The organism is Telluria sp. Soil_C_11, from assembly GCF_057657395.1.
The window spans coordinates 100178-122603 of the sequence record NZ_JBDGIN010000003.1 but is presented as its reverse complement, the minus strand read 5'-3'; the positions used below and the strand labels follow the sequence as shown (position 1 = coordinate 122603).

Genomic DNA, 22426 nt, shown 5'->3' with positions numbered 1-22426 from the left:
AGGCGGCTGCCGTGCCGGCCAAGCCGACTGCCGCGGTAAAACCGGCCGCCAAGGCGGATGAGGCCGCGCCGGCGCAGCACAAGCCGGCTGCCGATGCCGGGTCGCCACAAGCAGCGGCCAAGCCTGCCGCCAAGACCGCGGCCAAGCCGGCCGCCGAACAGGCCCACGCCAAGCCGGCCAGGGAAGCTGCTGGGCACGCCAAGCCCGACGCCGGCGACACGCCGCACCACAAGCCGGCCGCCGACGCCGCCCGCGCCAAGGCGGCGGGCGAGGGCGCCCATCCGAAAGCGGTGGACGCCCTCCGCGCCAAGGCCGCCGCGGCCCCGCGCGCGAAACCGCGCAGCGAGGCGCCGGAACAGCCGAAGCCCGAGCCAGTGCGCCCGAAGCCGGCCGCGGTGGAAGAAGTGCTGCATTGAGCGGCGGGCCTGATCGACCGGGGGCCGCGTGAGGCGGCCCAAGTTCGGCAAGTTCAGCCTGGTGTCGCTGCGCGACCTGCTGCTCGCTTCCCTGCCGACCATCCTGCTGGTGCTGGCCGCCTGCGTGGTGGCCTACATCGTGGTCGACCCGGCGCCGCCGCGCCACGTGGTGCTCGCCACCGGCCAGGAAAACAGCGCCTACGAAGAGTTCGGCCGGAAGTACGCGGCCCTGCTCGCGCGCGATGGCATCAAGGTCGAGCTGCAGCGCTCGCTCGGTTCCGAGGACAACCTGCAGCGCCTGATCGCCGGCCGTGCCGACATCGCCTTCGTCCAGAGCGGCTCGACCAGCGAAGCCCAGGCCGAAGGAAAGGGCCTGATGTCGCTGGGCAGCCTGTTCACCGAGCCGGTGTGGCTGTTCCTGCGCGAGCGCACCCAGGGCCGGAACGGCCGCAAGCTCGATATCCGCAGCCTGACCCAGCTGAAAGGCCTGCGCATCAACCTCGGCCCGGAAGGGACGGGCGTGCCGCGCCTGTTCCGGCAGGTGCTGTCGGTGAACGGCGTCGAGCCGGGCCAGTTGACCATCTCCTCGCTGGAGAACACCCCGGCCACCGTCGAGCTGCTGGCCGGCCGCATCGACGGCCTGGTGTTCAGTTCGGCGCCCGAGGCGCCGCTGATCCAGATGCTGCTGCAGACCCCGGGCATCCGCTTATACGATTTCCGCCAGGCCGAGGCCTACACGCGGCGCCTGCCTTTCCTGACCCATGTGGTGCTGCCGAGGGGGATCGTCGATCTCGGACGCGATATTCCATCCCAGGACTTCCACCTGATCGCGCCCACCGCGACCCTGGTCGCGCGCGACGACCTGCATCCGGCCCTGGTCGACCTGTTCGTGAAATCCGCCACCGAGATCCATGGCGGCGCCGGCTGGTTCCAGCAGCAGGGCCAGTTCCCGTCGCCGAAGTACACCGAGATCCCGGTCTCGCGCGAAGCCGCCAAGTACTACCGCGACGGCCCGCCTTTCCTGCAGCGCTACCTGTCGTTCTGGCTGGCGAACCTGTTCGACCGCCTGTGGGTCGTGATGGTGGCGCTGGCGGCGCTGCTGATTCCCTTGTCCAAAATCGTGCCGCCGCTGTACGTGTGGCGCATCCGTTCGCGCGTGTACCGCTGGTACGGCCAGCTGCGCGCGGTCGAGCAGGCACTGGAGAACGCCGATCCGGCCCGTTGCGACGAGGTGCGCGCCGACCTGCTGCGGCGCCTCGACGAGATCGAGGCACGCGTGAACCACATCTCGATTCCGCTGGCCTATGCCGACGCGCTGTACGGCTTGCGCAGCCACATCAACTTCGTGCGCCAGCGCGTGCGCGCTTAAGCGCCTACCCAGGGCAGGCCGGCCTTGCACCAGCCGCCCACCGTCTTGCGATGGCCTTCGCCGTCGCGGTCGCCCTCGAAGCCCTCGAGGATGTCGAAAGCGTTCTTGTAGCCGAGCTCGGTCGCAGCGCGCGCCGCGTGGCGCGAGCGCACCCCGGAGCGGCACAGGAACAGCACCACGTCGTCCTTGTCGGCGGCCTGCTGGAGCTGGGCCGCGAAGTCGGGATTCGGCGTGCCGCCCGGGTACAGGGTCCACTGCACGGCGCCGTGCTGGGCTTCGGGGACGGCGGGACGGCCGATCCAGTCGCGCTCCGCATTCGTGCGGACGTCGACCAGCTTGACGCGGGGATCGTCCCGCAGCAGGGTGAACGCTTCCTGCGGCGTGACGGCGCCGGCATACGGCTGGCCGGGCGCGCGCTCCCTGGCGGCGGCCAGGATCTCGTCGGTGGTGGTCATGGGGTCCTCCCTGGTTGAGTGATGATGGCGCGGCGCTCGCACAAATGGTGCACCTTGCTTCAACTTGGTGCATACTGCCGCACTTGCACCAAGCTGGTGCGTATGGATGAGCTCGCACTAAAGCTGCATCGTTATTGTGCACCGCACCGGCTCATTGATTTTAAGGGGCAAAACGCAGGCGGTCCAAGGACAGATTGCTTATTTGCTCATGGTCAAGTGCTGGCACAATTTCTGCTTTAACTGAGATGCGCCTGTCGCACGCCCCGTTGGCGTCGCCGACACCCCTTTTTCAATCAGGAGAATACGAATGGCAAGGACCGCCGCAGATGTAATGCAGATGCTGAAGGAAAACGAAGTCAAGTTCGTCGATTTGCGTTTCGCCGATACCCGCGGCAAAGAGCAGCACGTGACCGTTCCCATCTCGCACTTTGACGAAGACAAGTTCGAATCCGGCCACGCGTTCGACGGTTCCTCGATCGCCGGCTGGAAAGGCATCGAAGCGTCGGACATGCTGCTGCTGCCGGACCCGAGCTCGGCCAACATCGACCCGTTCATGGAAGAGACCACCGTCTTCATGCAGTGCGACGTGATCGAACCGTCGGACGGCAAGGGCTACGACCGTGACCCGCGCTCGATCGCCAAGCGCGCCGAAGCCTACCTGAAGTCGACCGGCATCGGCGACACCGCCTTCTTCGGCCCGGAGCCGGAATTCTTCATCTTCGACTCGGTCCAGTGGAAAGTCGACATGTCGGGTTCGATGGTCAAGATCAACTCGGAAGAAGCTTCCTGGTCGACCGACAAGGACTTCGAAGGCGGCAACAGCGGCCACCGTCCGACCGTCAAGGGCGGCTATTTCCCGGTCCCGCCGGTCGACAGCTTCCAGGACATGCGTTCGGAAATGTGCCTGATCCTCGAAGCCCTGGGCATCCCGGTCGAAGTGCACCACCACGAAGTGGCCGGCGCCGGCCAGAACGAAATCGGCACCAAGTTCTCGACCCTGGTCGAGCGCGCCGACTGGACCCAGACCATGAAGTACGTGATCTGGAACGTCGCCCACAGCTATGGCAAGACCGCCACCTTCATGCCGAAGCCGATGAACGGCGACAACGGCTCGGGCATGCACGTGCACCAGTCGATCTGGAAGGACGGCAAGAACCTGTTCGCCGGCGACGGCTATGCCGGCCTGTCGGAAACCGCCCTGTACTACATCGGCGGCATCATCAAGCACGCACGCGCGCTGAACGCCATCACCAACCCGGGCACCAACTCGTACAAGCGCCTGGTGCCGGGCTACGAAGCCCCGGTCAAGCTGGCCTACTCGGCCCGCAACCGTTCGGCCTCGATCCGCATCCCGCACGTGGCGAACCCGAAGGGCCGCCGCATCGAGACCCGCTTCCCGGATCCGCTGGCCAACGTCTACCTGTGCTTCGCCGCGCTGCTGATGGCAGGCCTGGACGGCATCCAGAACAAGATCCACCCGGGCGAAGCCGCGACCAAGGACCTGTACCACCTGCCGCCGGAAGAAGACAAGCTGATCCCGACCGTGTGCGCATCGCTGGAAGAAGCCCTGGAAGCGCTGGACAAGGACCGCGAGTTCCTGACCCGCGGCGGCGTGTTCAGCGACAGCATGATCGACGCCTACCTCGAGCTGAAGATGCAGGAAGTGCAGCGTCTGCGCATGACCCCGCACCCGGCCGAGTTCGACATGTACTATTCGTCGTAATCGATCGTCAACGGATCCTTGTGAAAGTGTATCCGTGAAGTAACAAAAACGCGGGGAAAGCCGGCCGGCTGCCCCGCGTTTTTCTTTGGATGCGGTATATTCGGTGGATTCCCAACCAGGCACATCGTGCTGACTGAGCTGATGCGAATGACAAGCAGTGTTCGAATTCTGCGCACGTCCGTCTTCGCGGCGCTGCTGCTGGCGACCGCCGCCCATGCCCAATCCGTCGTCTACCGCTGCGTCGACAAGGAAGGCCGCGTGCTGTACACCGATACCAATACCGGCGGCTGCAAGGTGGTCGATTCGATCGTCTCCGGCGCCATCTCGTCGCCGGCGCCGACCCGTGCGCCGGCCGCGAATTCCGGCGCGACGATGCGCCAGGGCGCCAGCCGTCCCGCGGCGGCCAGCGCCCCGGCGGCCTTCCCGCGCGTCGACAACGCCACCCAGCGCGCGCGCGACGACGACCGCCGCGCGATCCTCGACGAGGAACTGCGCGCCGAGGAGAAGAAACTGTCCATTCTTCAGCGCGACTTCAACAACGGCGAGCCCGAACGCCAGGGCAACGAGCGCAACTACGCCAAGTACCAGGAACGCGTGGCCCAAATGCGCGACGACATCGGCCGCGCCGAGAAGAACATCGAAGCGCTGAAGCGCGAGATCGCCAACATCCGCTGACATGACGCCGGAGCGCACGCATCAGGACAGGTTCACCGGACTGGAGCTGCTGGCTTCCGCCGTGCTGGTGGCCGACGCCGGCGGCCTGGTGCGCTACGCGAATCCGGCCGCCGAGCACCTGCTCGAAGTCTCGGTGAAGTCGCTGTCGCGCCAGAAGCTGGCCGGGCTGTTCCTCAACGGCCAGGAACTCGATGCCCTGTGCCGGCAGGCGCTGGCGCACAAGTATGCCGACCTGCGCCAGGACCTGACCCTGCAGCGCAGCGGGCGCGAGCCGCTGCACGTGCACAGCATCGTCAGCGCGGCCGGGGAGGGCGAGGTAGCGGTCGAGCTGCGCGAGAACGTGCAGCAGCTCAAGCTCGACCGCGAGGAGCGCATCCTCGACCAGAGCCAGGCCAACAAGGAGCTGATCCGCAACCTGGCGCACGAGATCAAGAACCCGCTGGGCGGCATCCGCGGCGCGGCCCAGCTGCTCGAGCTCGAGCTGCCGGAGGCATCCCTGCGCGAGTACACCCAGGTGATCATCAAGGAAGCCGACCGGCTGCAGACCCTGGTCGACCGCCTGCTGGCCCCGCACCGCCGCCCGCACATCGTCGGCGACGTCAACATCCACGAAGTCTGCGAGCGCGTGCGCAGCCTGGTGCTGGCCGAGTTCCCGTCCGGCCTCGCGATCCGGCGCGACTACGATGCCTCGATCCCCGAGTTCCGCGGCGACAAGGAGCAACTGATCCAGGCCGTGCTGAACATCGTCCACAATGCCGCCCAGGCCCTGCGCGAGCGGATCGCCGCGGGCGACGCCGAGATCGTCCTGCGCACCCGCGTGGCGCGCCAGGTCACCCTGGCCAAGGTTCGTTACGGGCTGGCATTAGACTTGCATATCATCGACAATGGACCGGGCATCGCCCCTGAGATCCGCGACCGCATCTTCTATCCGCTCGTCTCCGGGCGGGAAGGCGGCAGCGGCCTCGGGCTGACGCTGGCGCAGACCTTCGTGCAGCAGCACCTGGGGCTGGTCGAGTGCGAAAGCCGGCCTGGACTGACGGATTTCCGCATCCTGATCCCGCTGCCATAAGCACCGGGACGGTGCGGCCGCGGTCTAATGATGGATGTATCTATGCGGGGAAGCACTGAACCAATGAAACCAATCTGGATTGTCGACGACGATGCATCGATCCGCTGGGTGCTGGAAAAGGCCCTGGCGCGCGAGAACCTCGCAACCCGGAGTTTTGCCAGTGGACGCGAGGCGCTGGCCGCATTCGAGCAGGAGACCCCGCAGGTGCTGGTCTCGGACATCCGCATGCCGGGCGAATCCGGGCTCGACCTGCTGGCCGCCGTCAAGGAAAAGCATCCCGGCCTGCCGGTGATCGTGATTACCGCCTTCTCCGACCTCGACTCGGCGGTCGCCTCGTTCCAGGGCGGCGCCTTCGAATACCTGGCCAAGCCGTTCGACATCGACAAGGCGGTGGCGCTGATCCGGCGTGCGCTGGAAGAGAGCCTGCGCGAGGCCAGCGTCGAGATCGCACCCACCGAGACCCCCGAGATCCTCGGCCAGGCGCCGGCGATGCAGGAAGTGTTCCGCGCCATCGGCCGCCTGTCGCAGTCGAACGTGACGGTGCTGATCACCGGGGAAAGCGGCACCGGCAAGGAACTGGTCGCGCGCGCCCTGCACAAGCACAGCCCGCGCGCTTCCCAGCCCTTCATTGCCCTGAACACGGCGGCGATCCCGAAGGACCTGCTGGAATCCGAACTGTTCGGCCACGAACGCGGCGCCTTCACCGGCGCCCAGGCCATGCGGCGCGGCCGCTTCGAGCAGGCCGAGAACGGCACCCTGTTCCTGGATGAAATCGGGGACATGCCATTTGACTTGCAAACCCGACTGCTGCGCGTGCTCTCCGACGGCCACTTCTACCGCGTCGGCGGCCACCAGCCGGTCAAGGCCAACGTGCGCGTGATCGCCGCCACCCACCAGAACCTGGAACAGCGCGTGCGCGACGGCCTGTTCCGCGAAGACCTGTACCACCGCCTGAACGTGATCCGGCTGCGCCTGCCCAGCCTGCGCGAGCGGCGCGACGACATCCCCATCCTGGTGCGCCATTTCCTGGTGCAGAGCGCACGCCAGTTGGGCGTCGAGCCCAAGCGCCTGAGCGAGGAGGCGCAGCGCTTCCTGTCGGCCCTCGACTTGCCGGGCAATGTGCGCCAGCTGGAAAACCTGTGCAACTGGATCACCGTGATGGCGCCCGGCCAGACCGTCGAGGTCAAGGACCTGCCGCGCGACCTGACCCAGGCCCAGCCGGCCAGCGCGGCCTCGGTGGCCGTACCGGCGGCTGCGGTGGCGATGCCGGCGCCGACCGCCGGTCCGCTGCACGGCGGCGCGGATGGCGGCAGCGTCCTGCCGTCGATGGCGGCGCCCACCGGCACCGACGGCTGGATCGGCCTGCTCGAACTGCAGGCCGCGCGCATGCTGTCCGACGGCCAGGTCGAGGTGATGGACGTGCTGGGCAAGCAGTTCGAAACGGCCCTGATCCGCACCGCGCTCAAGCACACGCACGGACGCAAGAACGATGCGGCGATCCGGCTCGGGATCGGGCGGAACACCATCACGCGCAAGATTGCGGAGTTGGGGATCGACGGGGCGAAAGACGAATAAGAAATACTGTCGTCCCCGCGCAGGCGGGGACCCAAGTCCTGCTTGAGCTACGTTGGCGCCGGCAAACTTGGATCCCCGCCTGCGCGGGGACGACGTGGTAGAAGAGCGCGGGGACGACGTGGTAGAAGAGCGCGGGGACGACGTGGTAGAAGAGTGTGGGAACACTGGTTCATGGTGTAAGCTCTGTCATCCGCGCAACATGCGCTGCTTTGATGATGTTCCATGCTGATCAACTGCGTCGCCTACCAGGAAGGTAAAAAACTCTCCGACATCCCCGTCGAGGACATCAGCGACTATCTCGAACGTCCCGGCTGCTTCGTCTGGGTCGCGCTGCGCGATGCCACCGATGCCGAGATGCGCCAGATGCAGGAAGAGTTCAACCTGCACGAACTGGCGGTCGAGGATGCCGCGCGTGGCCACCAGCGGCCCAAGATCGAAGAATACGGCGACTGCCTGTTCACCGTCGTGCACACGGTCGACCTCGAGGGCGACGCCCTGGCCACCGGAGAACTCGCCATCTTCGCCGGCCCCAACTACGTGCTGTCGGTGCGGCGCGACGCCGCCAAGGGCTTCCTCGGCGTGCGCGCCCGCGCCGAGCGCGAGCCGCACCTGCTGCGCATGGGCTCGTCCTTCGTGATGTACGCGCTGATGGACGCCGTGGTGGACCGGTATTTCCCGATCGTCGACATGCTCGAGTCCGAGCTGGAAACCATCGAGGACCGCATCTTCACCCACGGCGCCCAGCGCCAGAACGTCGAACGCCTGTACCAGCTCAAGCGCAAGGGCCTGGAACTGCGCCATGCCGTGATCCCGCTGCTGGATGCCGTCGGGTCGCTGCTGGGCGGGCGCGCGCCGGCGCTCGCGACCGGGGTCCAGGATTACTTCCGCGACGTGCAGGACCACCTGATCCGCATCGCCGGCCGCCTCGACACCATCCGCGACACGATCGCCACCGCGATCCAGGTCAACCTGTCGATGGTCTCGATCGACGAGAGCGAAGTGAACAAGCGCCTGGCCGCCTGGGCCGCCATCTTCGCCGTGTTCACCGCCTTTGCCGGCGTGTGGGGCATGAATTTCAAGTACATGCCGGAGCTGGAATGGAAGTGGGGCTATCCGATGGCCCTGGCGGCGATGATGACAGTATGTGTCTATTTGTATCGGCGCTTCCGCAAGGCAGGGTGGCTGTAGCGTGATGAAAGCGTGATGGAAATGTGATGAAAATGTGAAGAAAATCGGAAAGGCGCCTCTTGGCGCCTTTTTTTGTTGCTATGCAGCAAATTGATCAAAACGAACGTTGTTCAGCAACATTACATTTGTTACGAAATGTTATGTTGTACAAATGTAGTTTTCTCGTCGGACATATTGACCAAGGGGCAAGGTGGCGATCATTATTCTGTCCGCCGACTTGGGCGACCTCGATCTTCCCAAGCCAGCGACATCTCATCATCGTTCGGGAATCATCCATGTTCAAAGAAAAAACCCTGTCGCGCGCAGTGCGCGTCATGTTTGCCGGCGCCATTGGCGTGGGCATCGCCGGCCACGCGCTGGCGCAGGAAACGGCCAAACCGATCGCCCGCGTCGAAGTGACCGGTTCGTCGATCAAGCGCGCCGACGTCGAAGGCTCGCTGCCGGTGCAGATGGTCAGCGCCGCGGACATCAAGCGCAGCGGCGCCACCAACACCGCCGAACTGCTGACCACCCTGACCGCGAACGCCATGGCCGGCGCGACCAACCAGGCCGAAGGCGCGGGCCTGTCGACCTATGGCATGTCCAGCGCCAGCCTGCGCGGCCTCGGTTCGAGCAAGACCCTGGTGCTGGTCAACGGCCGCCGCCTCGGCAACTACGCCACCGACGGCACCGCCGTCGACGTCAACTCGATCCCGCTGGCCTCGATCGACCACGTGGAAGTGCTGAAGGACGGCGCCTCCGGCGTGTACGGCTCCGACGCGATCGGCGGCGTCATCAACTTCATCACCCGCCAGAACTACCAGGGCGTGGAAGCCACCGGCTACACCAGCGTCAGCCGTTACGGCGGCGGCCAGACCCACAAGGCCAGCCTCCTGGCCGGCTGGGGCGATTTCGACGAAGACCGCTACAACATCACCCTGTCGGCCGATGTGAGCAAGGACAAGGCCATCTTCGGCCGCCAGCGCAGCTATGCGAACAACGCCTGGAACAACAACGGCCTGCGCGACGCCAGCGCCACCCCGAGCGGCAACTACAGCACCTTCGACCCGGTCACCACGCCCAACGCCATGGGCGTGATCCCGAACAAGCTGAATTCGATCGGCTCGGGCATCGGCAATGCGCTGTCGCCGGACAACTGCACCGCCAACGGCAGCGCCTACGATGCCAACCTCGGCACCTGCCGCTTCGACAGCTCGCCGTACGTGAACCTGGTGCCGGAAGCCAAGCGCGCCAACTTGGGCGGCAGCTTCCGCTTCAAGCTGAACGACAGCGCCGAGCTCTTCATGGAAGGCTTCGTGTCGCGCAACGAGACCACGCAGCGCGCGCAACCCTCGCCGTACAGCGCCTCCTTCCTGTCGACCGATCCGGCCTTCGAAGCAGCGAACCTGTACCCGGCAATCGTCGTCTCGCCGAACAGCCCGTACTACCCGACCGCCCTCGCCACCAAGGCCGGCGTCAACGGCCAGCCGCTGACCGTCAGCTACCGCGCCTTCGACGGCGGCGACCGCATCGCCCGCGACACCGCGATCGCATCGCACCTGGCGCTGGGCTTCCGCGGCACCGTCAAGGGCTATGACTACGACGTCGCCTATACCCACAACTCGAGCGACGTCACCGAGCGCGCGCTCCAGGGCTACCAGACCCAGACCGCGCTGGTCAAGCTGCTGAGCAACAACGACGCTTTCAACCCGCTGGCCCAGTACCAGTCGGCCGACCTGGCACGCCAGATCTACGCGACCAACTACGTCGGTCCGGTGATGAACGCGGTGCTGCGCAACGACGCCATCAACGCACGCATCTCGGGCGACTTGTACCAGCTGCCGGCCGGCATGATGAAGTTCGCCGTCGGCGCCTCGATGAGCGACGAGAACCTGTCGGTCAATCCGAGCGCGGCTTACCAGAGCGGCGACGTGTCGGGCTACGGCGGGGCCCAGCTGCCGCTGTCGGCTTCGCGCAATTCGTCGGCGGTGTTCGCCGAAACGATCGTCCCGATCGTCAAGAACCTGGAAGCCGACCTGGCCGTCCGTCACGACCGCTACCCGAACGCCAGCGCCACCAACCCGAAGGTCAGCCTGCGCTGGCAGCCGGTCTCGCAGCTGCTGCTGCGCGGTTCCTACGGCAAGGGCTTCCGCGAGCCGTCGCTGCCTGAGCTGATGAACCAGCAGACCATCGGCACCAGCGCCAACCTGACCGACCCGGTCACCGGCCAGTTCGGCCAGTTCAACCAGACCTACGGCGGCAATCCGAAGCTGCAGCCGGAGAAGTCGGAACAGTCGTCGCTGGGCTTCGTGGCCGATCCGGTCAAGGGCCTGTCGATCGCCGTCGACTGGTGGAAGATCAACGTCAACAACCTGGTGACCACGCTGTCGCCGTCGTTCACGCTGGGCCAGGCAGCAGCCGGCAACCCGGCCTACGTCGGCCTTGTGACCCGTGATCCGGCGGGCAACATCACCAACATCGTCGGCACCAACATCAACGCCGGCAGCGTGAAGACCGAAGGCGTGGACGTGGACGTGCGCTGGGCCCTGCTGAAGAGCCCGACCTACGGCAACTTCAACCTGCGCCTGAACGGTACCTACACCTCGAAGTACGACCTGACCCTGGCGGACGGCACGGTGCAGCGCAGCGTCGCCGCGACCATCGACAAGGACGGCAACGTGCTGAGCGCGGTCTCCAACGGCGGCATCATCTTCCGTTGGCGCGACCAGCTGACCCTGGACTGGAAGTACAAGAAAGTCGGCCTGTCGCTGACCAATAACTTCCAGTCGGGCTACTGGGATGCCTACCGCGCGGATGCGGAAGAGCCGGTCGCCCAGCACGTCGGCGCCTTCTCGACCTGGGACCTGCAGGGCACCTACAGCGGCATCAAGAACCTGACCCTGACCGCAGGCGTCAAGAACCTGTTCAACCGCAAGCCGACCGAAGTCATCACCGGCGGTTCCTACTTCCAGACGGGCTACGATCCGACCTGGTACGATCCGCACGGCCAGACCGGCTACGTGAGCGCGACCTACCAGTTCTGATTCTGGTAGCCGTGTAAACGACAAAACCCGCCGCATGCAGATGCGGCGGGTTTTTTTTCGCCCGTGCCAGGCAGCTCAGCGCTTGGCGCTGAAGATCTTCTTCGGCAGCATCGCGTGCACGCCGACGTTGCCGTCCACGAGCTGGGTGATCTCCATGTCCACCGCCACGCTGGACAGCATGTAGGCATCGTCGCGCGACAGCTTTTTCTCTTCCATCAGGAACGCGATCATGTCGCGCAGCGCCAAGGTGGTCGCTTCCTTCAGGTCCTTCGAGAAGCCCATCGAGATGTAGTGGGTGGGCGTTTCGGCGCGCGGCCAGAGCAGGCGGCGGTTCTTGTGCACCACGAAGCGGAAGGTACCGGACAGATACGTCTCCAGCGCGGTGATGTCGACCTCGCCGTTGCCCTGGGCCGCGTGGCCGTCGCCGGCCTGGAACAGGGCGCCCTTCGCAGCGACCGGGATGTATAGCGTGGTGCCGGCCACCAGCTCCTTGTTGTCCAGGTTGCCGGCATGGACGAAGGGCGGCGCGGTATCGATCTTGCCGCCGGCCGGCGCCACGCCCATGCTGCCGAAGAAGGGGCGCAGCGGAATCTCGATGCCCGGCGCGAAATGGCCGATCATCTTCTGGCGGTCCAGCGGAACCACCTTGTAGCGGCCGTAGGGATACTCGGTCGGCAGGAAGCCGGAACCGACCCCGAACACGTTGCAGGCGAAATCCGCGTCCAGGTCCACCTTCAGGATCTGCACTTCGAGCACGTCGCCCGGCTCGGCCTCCGCGATCGCCACCGGGCCGGTCAGGATATGCCCGCCGGGACCTTTTTCCGTGACTTCCCTGTAGATCGCCGCGGTGTAGGGCGGGATCTGCTCCGCCTTCACGCCGTTGGCAAGCATGCGCTCGGGCGAACCGCAGGTCGACAGGGCCTGCATGCGCACCGTGTCGCCCGAGTGGACGGTCAATACGGGTTTGGACTGGCCCGAGTAGTAGCCCCAGGCCACCGTCTGGGGCGTGGCGGGCAGGGTGTATTCGGCTGCGGAGGCGGACGTGCAGATGGCGGCGGCGAGGCAGGCGGCGAAGAGGCGCATTCGGGGGCTTTCCTGGCGTTTGGACATCGTTCCAGTCTATCACCCGGGAGGGTCAAAAAAATGCCAGTCAGCGAACTGACTGGCATGGGTTCCGGAAGATGCGGCCTGCGAGGCCGTACTTAGAAGGTGTAGTTGACGCGGGCGTAGTAGGTGCGGCCGGTCGGATCGTAGTAACGCGGATCGTAGCCGGCCTGGAACAGGTTGTCCTGGAAGGACAGCGGCGGGTCGCGGTCGAACAGGTTGCGCACGCCGAGGGTCAGGCCCAGGCCCTTGCGCGGTGCGTATGCCGCGTAAAGGTCGAACGTGGTGTACGACGGCACGCGGTAGCCCGCCGGCTGGGTGTCGACCGAGTCGTTGACCTGGTCGATGTAACCGGTCTTGTAGTGCGCGGTCAGGCCGGCCGACAGGCGATCCTTGTTCCACACCAGGTTGGTCGTACTCTGCCAGCGGAATACCGGCCCGGTACCCGAGGGCGAGAAGATGCCGATGTTCTGGTTCCACTCGCCGCCGGCTTCGTTCTGGAACTGGTACTTGTGGATCCAGGTCGCGTTCGAGGTCAGCGTGAAGTTGCCGATGCCGCCTGCGCGCAGGCGGTAGTTCAGCGACAGGTCGACGCCATTGGTGATGGTGCCGCCCAGGTTCTGGGTACGGTCGTCGATGTAGCCGCAGGTGACTGGGTTCGGGCACTGCGAGCCGTCCACCGACAGGTCGCCGGCGGCGTTGCGGTGGTACAGGGGCGCATACTTCGCCGGGTTTTCGAAGATGAAGTCCTGGCTCAGGTTGCCGATCGTGTTCCTCAGGGTGATCGCCCACAGGTCGATGCCGAGGCTCAGGTCCTTCATCGGCTCGAGGATCACGCCGATCGTGGCGTTCTTCGATTTCTCCGGCTGCAGGTTGGGGTTACCGCCGAGCAGGGCCTGGAACTGCTGGTTGCACACGGCCGACGGCGACTTGCCGGGCAGCGCGGTGCCGCCCGGGCAGTTGATCGGGTCGTCGTAGTTGCCGCCGGTGTTGGTGATGGTCTGGGCGGAGTGGATCTCATACAGCGACGGCGCGCGGAAACCGGTCGAGTAGGAGCCGCGCAGCAGCACGCTTTCCGTCGGCTGGAAGCGGAACGATGCCTTCGGGTTGGTGCTGGTGCCGAAGTCGCTGTACTTGTCGTAGCGGGCCGAAATCGTCACGTCGAGGGCCTTGGTGAGCGGGACGTTCAGCTCGCCGTACGCCGCGTAGGTATGGCGGGTGCCGGAGTTGAAGGTGGCCGGGTCGATACCGGTCGAGGCGATGACCTTCTGCGCGAATTCCGGGTTGGCGGCTTGCGTGAACTTGTCGTAGCCCGCTTGCGCGCCCAGCGCCAGGCCGACGCTGCGGCCGGCGCCCAGCCAATCGCCGAATTCGCGGCTGGCGTGGAAGTCGAGTCCGGTCGACTGGCCGCGCGCGTGCATGACTTCGCCTTCCAGGCCGGCCGAGTTCAGCAGCGCGGTGCCGGCGGCCGTCTGGTCGCCGAACGGGTTGATGACGCCGTCCAGCACGCCCTGGGTGATGAGGTCGCCATTGCTGTAGCCGATCAGGCGTTCCTTCACGCGGTTCTCGTTCCAGGTGGCGGCGGTGTTGTAGTCCCAGCCGGCGACCTTGCCCTGCAGGGACACCACCAGGCGCTGCTGGTTGTTGGTGTTCTTGTCCTGGCGGACGCCGTTCGGCATGTCGCGCCAGCGTACGTGGATGAAGCCCGGCAGCACGCCGTCCGGCATGAAGTCCTCGGTGTAGGTCGGGTCCAGCGCCGGGTTGTTCGGGTAGAACGGGTTCGGCGCGCCGCCCGGGGTCAGGCGATTCATGTACAGGCCGCCGTACGGCACCGGCGCGATCTGGGTCGCGACCACGCTCTCGCTGGTCAGGTACTCGACGCCCAGTTCATGATCGCCCGGCAGCTTGAGGGTGCCGCGGATCAGGCCGGAGTCGCGGGTGCTGCGCGGGATATAGTCGACGAACGACGAGGTCGTCATGGTGCAGGCGCCGGCGCCGTTCGGGATCAGGGCCACGCCGCTTTTGCAGTCCGGAGCGGCCGGGTTGAAGCTGTCGCCGCCCTGGAAGTAGTTGGCCGGGAAGGTCGAGGCCGACAGGCCGCCGGCGAAGCGGGTGTTGAACGGACGCTCGGTACCGCCGATGTGGTTCTGTTCCTGGTGGTCGATCACGACCGAGACGTTCCAGCCGTTCGTATCCAGGTCGCCGAAGCCGTAGGCCACGTTGGCATTGTAGCCGCGACCGCCCGCGTGCTGCGGCTTGTCCAGGCCGGCCGTGATGACGCCGCCCTGGAAGTTCTTCTTGGTGATGAAGTTGATCACGCCGCCCACCGCGTCCGAGCCGTACAGCGCGGATGCGCCGTCGCGCAGCACCTCGACGCGCTCGAGCGCGGAGAACGGGATCATGTTCAGGTCCGGCGCCGAGCTGTCATAGGCGTTGTTCGCCAGGCGGCGGCCGTTCAGCAGCACCAGGGTCTTGTTGGCGCCGATGCCGCGCAGGTTGGCGAACGAGGCGCCGCCGGTGCTCGCGCCGACCGACTGGCTGGAGGTGGTCTGGGCCTGGGAGACGGAAAGGGTCGACATCACCTGTTCGATGGTGGTGATGCCTTCGCGCTTCAGATCCTCGGCGCGGATCACGGTGACAGGCACCGCGGTTTCGCCGTTGATGCGCTTGATTGCCGAGCCGGTGATCTCGACACGTGCGATCGGGGCCTGCTGGGCTTCCTGGGTCTGGGTTTGCGCCTGGGCGAAGGCCTGGCTCGTCAAGCCGATGCCGGCTGCAATGGCGGTACCCGAGAACACTACACGCAGCGTTCTTGCCATGAGTTTTTCGGTAAGCATTTCAATCCTAAAGAGTAGGTTATCGAAAAATACCTTTTTTGTAACATTTATACAGGGCTAAGATACACGTATAGAAATTCGCAAACCAAGCGAATTCGGGCGTAGCGATGCTTAATGCAGGCGTAGTGATGCCTAAATAAGACACAAGTTCTTGTCGAAAATATTTGTGGTCTTGAGGATTTTTGTAAAGGGCAACATTTGAACCATCCGGCGCGCCGGACCGCTGTTCAGTGTTGCCCGGCGCTGGCGGCGGTGGCGCCGCAGGCGAGGATCACCAGCGCGATGCCCAGCCACTGCATGGCGGCGAGCCTCTCGCCGAGCACCACGAAGCCGGCCAATGCCGCCACTGCCGGCGACGAGCTGACCAGGATGCCGAACACCCGCCGCGGCAGCCTGCGCAGCGCGATCATCTCCAGCGTGTACGGCGCGGCCGAGGACAGCACGGCGACCGCGAAGCCCGCCATTAACACGAACGGCGAGAGCAGGGCGGCGCCCGCGCTCGCCGCCCCGACCGGCACGATGAAGGCGCTGGCCGCCAGCATGCCCCACGCGACGGTGCCGGAGCCCTGTGATTGCGAGGCGCGCTTGCCGAACACGATGTACAGGGCCCAGCAGAACGCGGCGCCGGCCGCGTAGGCGATGCCGGCCGGGTCCAGCGCGGAAGTCGACCCGCGCAGCGGCAGCAGCAGCCACAGGCCGAAGGCCGCGCAGGCCACCCACAGGAAGTCGCGCGCGCGGCGCGAGGACAGCAGCACCACCGCGAGCGGACCCATCACCTCGATCGAAACCGCGATGCCGATCGGGATGCGCGAGAACGCGCGGTAGATCAGCAGGTTCATGCAGCCGAGCGTCAGGCCGTAGAGGAGGAGATTGGGGAGGTCGGCGCGCGAGGGCAGGGCGCGCCAGGGCCGGGTGAACGCCGCCAGCAGCAGGGCCGACAGGCCCACGCGCAGCGCGACCACGCCCTCGGCCCCGACCAGCGGGAACAGGTGCTTGGCGAAGGCCGCGCCGGCGTACTGCGACACCATGGCGGCGGCAATCGCCAGCGCCGGGACCACGGCGCCGTGGCCGGCCGGGACCGCGGCGCCGCCCTTGGCCTGGGCCGTCACGCTCAGGCGACCAGCGACAGTGCCACGGCTTCGGCGATCCTGATGCCGTCGATCGCCGCCGACATGATGCCGCCCGCGTAGCCGGCGCCTTCGCCGGCCGGATACAGGCCGCGCGTGTTCAGGCTTTGCAGGCTGTCGTCGTGGCGCTTGATGCGGATCGGCGACGAGGTCCGGGTCTCGACGCCGGTCAGCACCGCGTCCTCTTTATAGTAGCCCTTGATCTGCTTGTCGAAGGCGACGAAGGCTTCGCGCAGGGCGACGGTGGCGTAGTCGGGCAGGGCGGTGGCGAGGTCGGTCAGGTGCACGGCCGGCTTGAAGGACGGGATTACGGAACCGAACTCGGTCGACGCCACGCCGCGCACGAAATCGCCCATCAGCTGGCCCGGCGCGTCGTAGTTGCTGCCGCCGAGGACGAAGGCGCGCGACTCCAGTTCGCGCTGGAAGGCGATGCCGGCCAGCGGGTGGCCCGGGTAGTCTTCCGGCGTGATGCCGACCACGATCGCGCTGTTGGCGTTGCGCTCGGCGCGCGAATACTGGCTCATGCCGTTGGTGACCACGCGGCCTTCCTCGCTCGAAGCGGCGACCACGGTGCCGCCCGGGCACATGCAGAAGCTGTACACGCTGCGGCCGTTCGAGGCGTGGTGCACGATCTTGTAGTCGGCCGCGCCGAGGATCTTGTTGCCGGCGTTCGGGCCGAAGCGGCAGGCATCGATCAGCGACTGCGGGTGCTCGACCCGGAAGCCGATCGAGAACGGCTTCGCTTCGATGTACACGCCGCGGTCGTACAGCATCTGGAAGGTATCGCGCGCGCTGTGGCCGATCGCCATCACCAGGTGGCGGGTGGGGATCTCTTCGCCCGAGGCCAGGCGCACGCCGACCACCTGGCGGGCGTTGCCTTCGCCTTCCACCAGCACGTCTTCGACCCGGGTCTCGAAGCGGATTTCGCCGCCCAGCGACAGGATCTCGGCGCGCATCTGCTCGACCATCTTCACCAGGCGGAAGGTGCCGATGTGCGGCTTGCTGACGTACAGGATCTCTTCCGGCGCGCCCGACTTCACGAACTCGGACAGGACCTTGCGGCCGTAGTGCTTCGGATCCTTGACCTGGCTGTACAGCTTGCCGTCCGAGAAGGTGCCGGCGCCGCCTTCGCCGAACTGGACGTTCGACTCGGTGTTGAGCTTGCGCTTGCGCCAGAAGCCGAAGGTGTCGACGGTCCGCTCGCGCACGACCTTGCCGCGTTCCAGCACCAGTGGATTCAGGCCCATCTGGGCCAGGATCAGGGCGACGAACAGGCCGCACGGCCCCATGCCGACCACCACCGGGCGCGGAGTACCGGGCGCCGGTTTGGCGCTCGTCACGAACTTGTAGCCGGTGTCGGGGGAGGGCATGACCTGGCGGTCGTGCTGCAGTCGTTGCAATACCTGCGCCTCGTCCTTCACCTGCACGTCCAGTGCGTAGATCAGCACGATGGCGCTGCGCTTGCGCGCGTCGTAGCTGCGCTTGAACACGGTGAAGTCGATCAGCTCGTCTTCCCCGATCCCGAGGCGGGTGAGCACGGCCTGGCGCAACGCCGGTTCAGGATGGTCGAGGGGAAGTTTTAATTCGGCAATTCTTAGCATGGGTAGGGGCTTCGCTGGCAAACGCGTCAGAGGTTCAACCCTCTATTGTAAGCCGCCCTGCGCTTGCCGGGGAAATGTCCGGCCTCGGGTGTCCGGTGTCCGTACTGTCCGCCATGCGAGGGGCGTCGCTGTGGCGCACGGGTGTCCGCAACGTTGCATGGGTGTCCGGAACGTTGCACTTATCCAACATCTGACAAATTCAGGACAAATAGTTTCTATGCACCATAAGTGGGCGTTTTTCACGATCCTTGTACGCTTGCATATACATATGATGCAGTGCAATACATGCAATACGGGTGATCTTTACATGTATGTATATATATTTACTTGATTTTACTCACGTTTTTCAAACGGAAGATTCTTTCCAGTCTTGTGAAACATTCGTATTGCTGCGCTACACAATTGTGCATATTTGCCTGCCCCAACATGGTGCACCCGATTTCCGTTGCATTTGGGCTATGCGCATTGGGTGATTGCCAATTGACACTTGCAGAATCGCTATGTTTTTATGTGAATACATATCCTTAATGAAACAGGATAGGACTTCGCCTACTTGAAAAGAGGTTGGGAGTCAGTGGTTCTGGCAACAGAAGTGATTCAGCAAGCAGTTACCTGGCCGTAGAGAGAACGGCTGAAATACCAAAATAGGAAATCACATGCTCAAGAAAACCGTTTTAGTACACGCATTGACGCTGGCATTTGCCGGTGCGGCGTTGACCGTTGGCGTGATGGAGCCAGCGATGGCCCAGTCGAACGCCGCCGGTAACATTGTCGGCAGCGTCGCCTCGCCGGCTGGCGTCACGCTCAACCTGATCAATACCGAGACCGGCTATCGCCGCTCGGTGACGCCGGAACCCAGCGGCCGTTACTTCGCTACCGCAATGCCGCCGGGCCACTATCGTGTCGAGCTGGTGCGTAACGGTGCCGTTGCCAATACCATGGAAGTGGATGTCCTGGTCGGTCAGGGTGTCGACGCATCGTTCACGTCGGGCGCCGTCCAGACCGTGCAGGTGAGCGGCCGCCGTAACCGTATCGACGTGTCGAATACCAACAACGGCGCCGTCTTCACCGCCAAGGAGCTTGCCAAGCTGCCGACCACGCAGAACGTCGCGGCGATCATCCAGCTGGCACCGAATACCACCCGCGCCGACCCGCGCTACACGGGCGGTGCTTCGTTCGGCGGCGGTGCGCCGTCCGAAAACGCGTACTACATCAACGGTTTCCCGGTTACCAACCCTGTGACCCAGCTGGGCGCTTCCGAACTGCCGTTCGGCGCCATCTCCCAGGCCCAGGTGCTGACCGGCGGTTTCGGCGCCGAATTCGGCCGTTCCGTGGGTGGCGTGGTCAACATCACCACCAAGAGCGGTACCAATAACTGGGAAGTCAGCGCGAGCGCCCAGTTCACGCCAGACAGCCTGCGCGCGACCCCGAAGAACCGCTATTACGCGAATACGGGCGCCGAACGTAACGCGAAGACCGACGGGACCCTGTACCTGCAGCGCGACAATATCCAGCGTAACGAATACCTGTACTCGGCAACCCTGGGTGGCCCGATCATCAAGGACACCCTGTTCGCCTTCGTCGCCCTCGAGCAGCGTCGCGCCAACCAGGAGCGCGTGAACGGCATCCGTACCTCCTCCTCGCTGGCCGCGACCGGCTACGAGAAGACCCAGGACAAGACCGACCGCTACGTCGGCAAGTTCGACTGGAACATCACCGACAGCCACCGCCTCGAAGCGACCTTCATCGGCGACGTCGGCCGCGAAAACCGCCAGCTGTTCGGCTATACCTATCCGACCGCCAACAGCCCGGGAGTCGTCGGCCCGCAGACCGCGTCGCAGCACTACAAGAACAACGAGAACTTCTCGCCGTCCGTCGGCGCCGAAGTCTCGATCTTCCGCTACACCGGCAACCTGACCGACAACCTGACCCTGACCGCGCTGGCCGGCGAGAGCCGCATGCCGGTATCGTCGAGCTATGACCAGGTCGGCAGCGTCCCGGCAAACATCTTCCAGGTGCAGGCCGCAAGCAACGTTCAGGCGCCGGGGTTGAACTACTTCAGTCCGCAGGTGCTGTCGGGCAGCGTGGACAATGCTGAATCGCAGAGCAAGATCAAGTCCAAGCGTCTGGACCTGGAATACAAGCTGGGCGATCACACCATCCGTGCCGGCCTGGACAACAACGAGCTGGAATCGAGCAAGATCGGCCAGACCTACGGCGGCGGCGGTATCTGGGTGTACGCCAAGACCGCCAACCCGAACGCGCTGCTGTCCTTTGGCCCGACCAAGGCGTCCACCGCCAGCGGCGGCGGCCTGGGTACCCAGGGCTACTACGTGAGCAAGCGCCTGTTCGACTCGGTGACCGATGCCGGTTCGAAGCAGGATGCGCAGTACATCGAAGACCGCTGGCAGGCCACCAAGAACCTGCTGCTGACCCTGGGCCTGCGTAACGAAGGCTTCAAGAACATCAACGGTGACGGCCAGACCTTCCTGGAAGTCAAGAGCCTGATCTCGCCGCGCTTTGCTGCGAGCTGGGACGTGAATGGCGATTCGTCGCTGAAGGTCTACGGTACCGCAGGCCGCTACGCGCTGCAGATCCCGACCCACCTGGCAGTGCGCGGCGCCAGCCGTTCGACCCTGACCCGCCAGGCCTTCACCTATACCGGCACCGACCAGTACGGCCAGCCGACCGGCCTGAACCCGATCTCGGGCGTGTACTCGGTGAACAACGAACTGGGCCAGGCGAAGGATCCGAACGTCGTCACCGCGCGTGATATCAAGGCTACCTACCAGGACGAAGCCACCCTGGGCCTGGAGAAGGCCTGGACGCCGGACCTGACCGTCGGCGCCCGCGTCACCTACCGCACGCTGAAGGAGACCATCGACGACTACTGCGATCCGCGCCTGTTCGATGCGTATGCCGCCTCGCATAACATCAACACCGACAATTGGGATGGCTTCGGTTGCGCCACCTTCAACCCGGGCAAGGATGCGACCTTCCTGGTCGACTATGCCGGTACGCGTTCGAACTACACCAAGGTGACGTTCACCGCCAAGGAAATGGGTTTCGACAAGCCGAAGCGCACCTATGCTGCGATCGACCTGTTCGCCGAGCACCCGTACCGCAACGGCTGGTACGGCCGCTTGAACTACACCTGGTCGCGCAGCAAGGGCAACACCGAAGGCCAGACCAAGTCGGACAATGCGCAGACCGACGTCGCCGCCACCTCGACCTGGGATAATCCGGAGCTGATGGTGAACTCGTACGGCCTGCTGCCGAACGACCGTACCCACCAGATCAAGGCCTTCGGCTTCTACGACGTGACCCCGGAAATCACCGTGGGCGGCAACTTCCTGGCAGCATCGGGACGTCCGCGCAGCTGCTTCGGCTGGAACCCGGATGTGCCGCCGGAAGCTGACTATGGTTCGGTGTTCTTCTACTGCAATGGCAAGCCGGCTCCGCGCGGCAGCTACGGCAAGCTGCCGTGGGATATCCGCCTCGACCTGAACCTGGCCTATCGTCCGGCAGCGCTGAAGGACCTGGCATTCAAGGTTGACGTGTTCAACGCAACCAACCGCCAGACCGTGCAGGTGTACGACGAAACCTACAACATCAGCAGCACGACGGACGTCAGCTCGACCTACGGCCAGGTGATCAGCTACACCGCGCCGCGTTCGGTCCGCTTCTCGGTGGAGTACAACCACAAGTTCTGATCGAACCCCCGGTTCGGCAGTACGCAAAAACCCGCAGGCTCGCCTGCGGGTTTTTTTATTCGTGCAGATGTTGTTGCGTCACTCCAACATTTCGTTGGTATAAATCGTCTGGACAATTCAAGACATTTTTACGGCGGGACCGGCAGGCGCAGGCTGGCGTGGTCGTGGCCCGCACCAAATTGTTGCATCGCGAGCTAAAGCACGCGGAATAGCGATGCGCTGAAATTTTTGCTAACTCCCGCGATATGGCCGGGAAACCGGCAAAACTTTATTCGTTTAAACGCCGCTATGCAGTATGCATATTGCGACGCAGCATAAAACACAATGAAAACTGCGCCATCTTGGTGCGGGTCCTTCCTGGTTCGCCAGGCCGCCATTGATACATGTGCGAAATTGACACCCCAAGAATATGTGTGTTTTTATCGCAATAATTTATTTCCGACTCGTAAAGTCTCTCGGGCACCTCATGATGAAGGATATAAATACACCTGTCAATACAAGATGGGTTGGTTAAGTGATTTAAAACAGGACAGTCTACAAGGCTGTTGGAA

At 64.8% G+C, this 22426-nt stretch carries 13 protein-coding genes; 8 read left to right on the top strand and 5 right to left on the bottom strand.

The features are described 5' to 3' along the window. The first annotated feature begins 444 nt into the window (after nt 1-444). Complete coding sequence (locus tag AC3A6M_RS06060) at nt 445-1785, top strand: TAXI family TRAP transporter solute-binding subunit (RefSeq protein ID WP_487851832.1); 1341 nt, start codon at nt 445-447, stop codon at nt 1783-1785. Here the strand turns inward: AC3A6M_RS06060 and AC3A6M_RS06055 are convergent. Beyond that, the gene (locus tag AC3A6M_RS06055; protein WP_487851831.1) at nt 1782-2240 is read right to left on the bottom strand and encodes a rhodanese-like domain-containing protein; all 459 of its coding nucleotides are present in this window, start codon (nt 2238-2240) and stop codon (nt 1782-1784) included. The two genes, AC3A6M_RS06060 and AC3A6M_RS06055, sit on opposite strands and share 4 nt — an antisense overlap. Nucleotides 2241-2547: 307 nt before the next feature. On the opposite strand from AC3A6M_RS06055, the gene glnA reads away from it, so the two are divergent. From glnA to AC3A6M_RS06025, 6 genes are all read left to right on the top strand, one after another. After that, entirely contained in the window at nt 2548-3963 is a 1416-nt protein-coding gene (gene glnA / locus AC3A6M_RS06050; protein WP_487851830.1) for a type I glutamate--ammonia ligase, read from the top strand. A gap of 147 nt (nt 3964-4110) precedes the next feature. After that, complete coding sequence (locus AC3A6M_RS06045) at nt 4111-4638, top strand: DUF4124 domain-containing protein (protein ID WP_487851829.1); 528 nt, start codon at nt 4111-4113, stop codon at nt 4636-4638. A 1-nt stretch (nt 4639) separates the two neighbouring features. Continuing rightward, nucleotides 4640-5707: a nitrogen regulation protein NR(II) gene (gene glnL, locus AC3A6M_RS06040; protein ID WP_487851828.1), complete on the top strand. Its 1068-nt coding sequence runs from the start codon at nt 4640-4642 to the stop codon at nt 5705-5707. Nucleotides 5708-5770: 63 nt separating this feature from the next. Further along, nucleotides 5771-7282, top strand: a complete 1512-nt coding sequence (gene ntrC, locus AC3A6M_RS06035) for a nitrogen regulation protein NR(I) (RefSeq protein WP_487851827.1) — start codon at nt 5771-5773, stop codon at nt 7280-7282. Nucleotides 7283-7504: 222 nt separating this feature from the next. Beyond that, nucleotides 7505-8470: a magnesium/cobalt transporter CorA gene (gene corA, locus AC3A6M_RS06030; RefSeq protein ID WP_487851826.1), complete on the top strand. Its 966-nt coding sequence runs from the start codon at nt 7505-7507 to the stop codon at nt 8468-8470. Between the two features lie 275 nt (nt 8471-8745). After that, nucleotides 8746-11493 (top strand): TonB-dependent receptor domain-containing protein, encoded by a 2748-nt coding sequence (locus AC3A6M_RS06025; RefSeq protein ID WP_487851825.1) that lies wholly within the window; start codon nt 8746-8748, stop codon nt 11491-11493. A 75-nt stretch (nt 11494-11568) separates the two neighbouring features. Here the strand turns inward: AC3A6M_RS06025 and AC3A6M_RS06020 are convergent, their stop codons facing one another. The 4 genes from AC3A6M_RS06020 to AC3A6M_RS06005 all read right to left on the bottom strand — a co-directional run bounded on the left by AC3A6M_RS06020 (nt 11569) and on the right by AC3A6M_RS06005 (nt 18162). After that, nucleotides 11569-12576 (bottom strand): acetamidase/formamidase family protein, encoded by a 1008-nt coding sequence (locus AC3A6M_RS06020; RefSeq protein WP_487851824.1) that lies wholly within the window; start codon nt 12574-12576, stop codon nt 11569-11571. A 119-nt stretch (nt 12577-12695) separates the two neighbouring features. After that, complete coding sequence (locus AC3A6M_RS06015; protein ID WP_487851823.1) at nt 12696-15416, bottom strand: TonB-dependent receptor; 2721 nt, start codon at nt 15414-15416, stop codon at nt 12696-12698. A gap of 245 nt (nt 15417-15661) precedes the next feature. Further along, complete coding sequence (locus AC3A6M_RS06010) at nt 15662-16543, bottom strand: EamA family transporter (RefSeq protein WP_487851822.1); 882 nt, start codon at nt 16541-16543, stop codon at nt 15662-15664. Nucleotides 16544-16545: 2 nt separating this feature from the next. Further along, complete coding sequence (locus tag AC3A6M_RS06005; protein ID WP_487851821.1) at nt 16546-18162, bottom strand: NAD(P)/FAD-dependent oxidoreductase; 1617 nt, start codon at nt 18160-18162, stop codon at nt 16546-16548. Nucleotides 18163-18818: 656 nt separating this feature from the next. Between AC3A6M_RS06005 and AC3A6M_RS06000 the strand changes: the two genes are divergently transcribed. After that, the gene (locus AC3A6M_RS06000) at nt 18819-21875 is read left to right on the top strand and encodes a TonB-dependent receptor (RefSeq protein ID WP_487851820.1); all 3057 of its coding nucleotides are present in this window, start codon (nt 18819-18821) and stop codon (nt 21873-21875) included. Nucleotides 21876-22426 lie beyond the last annotated feature (551 nt).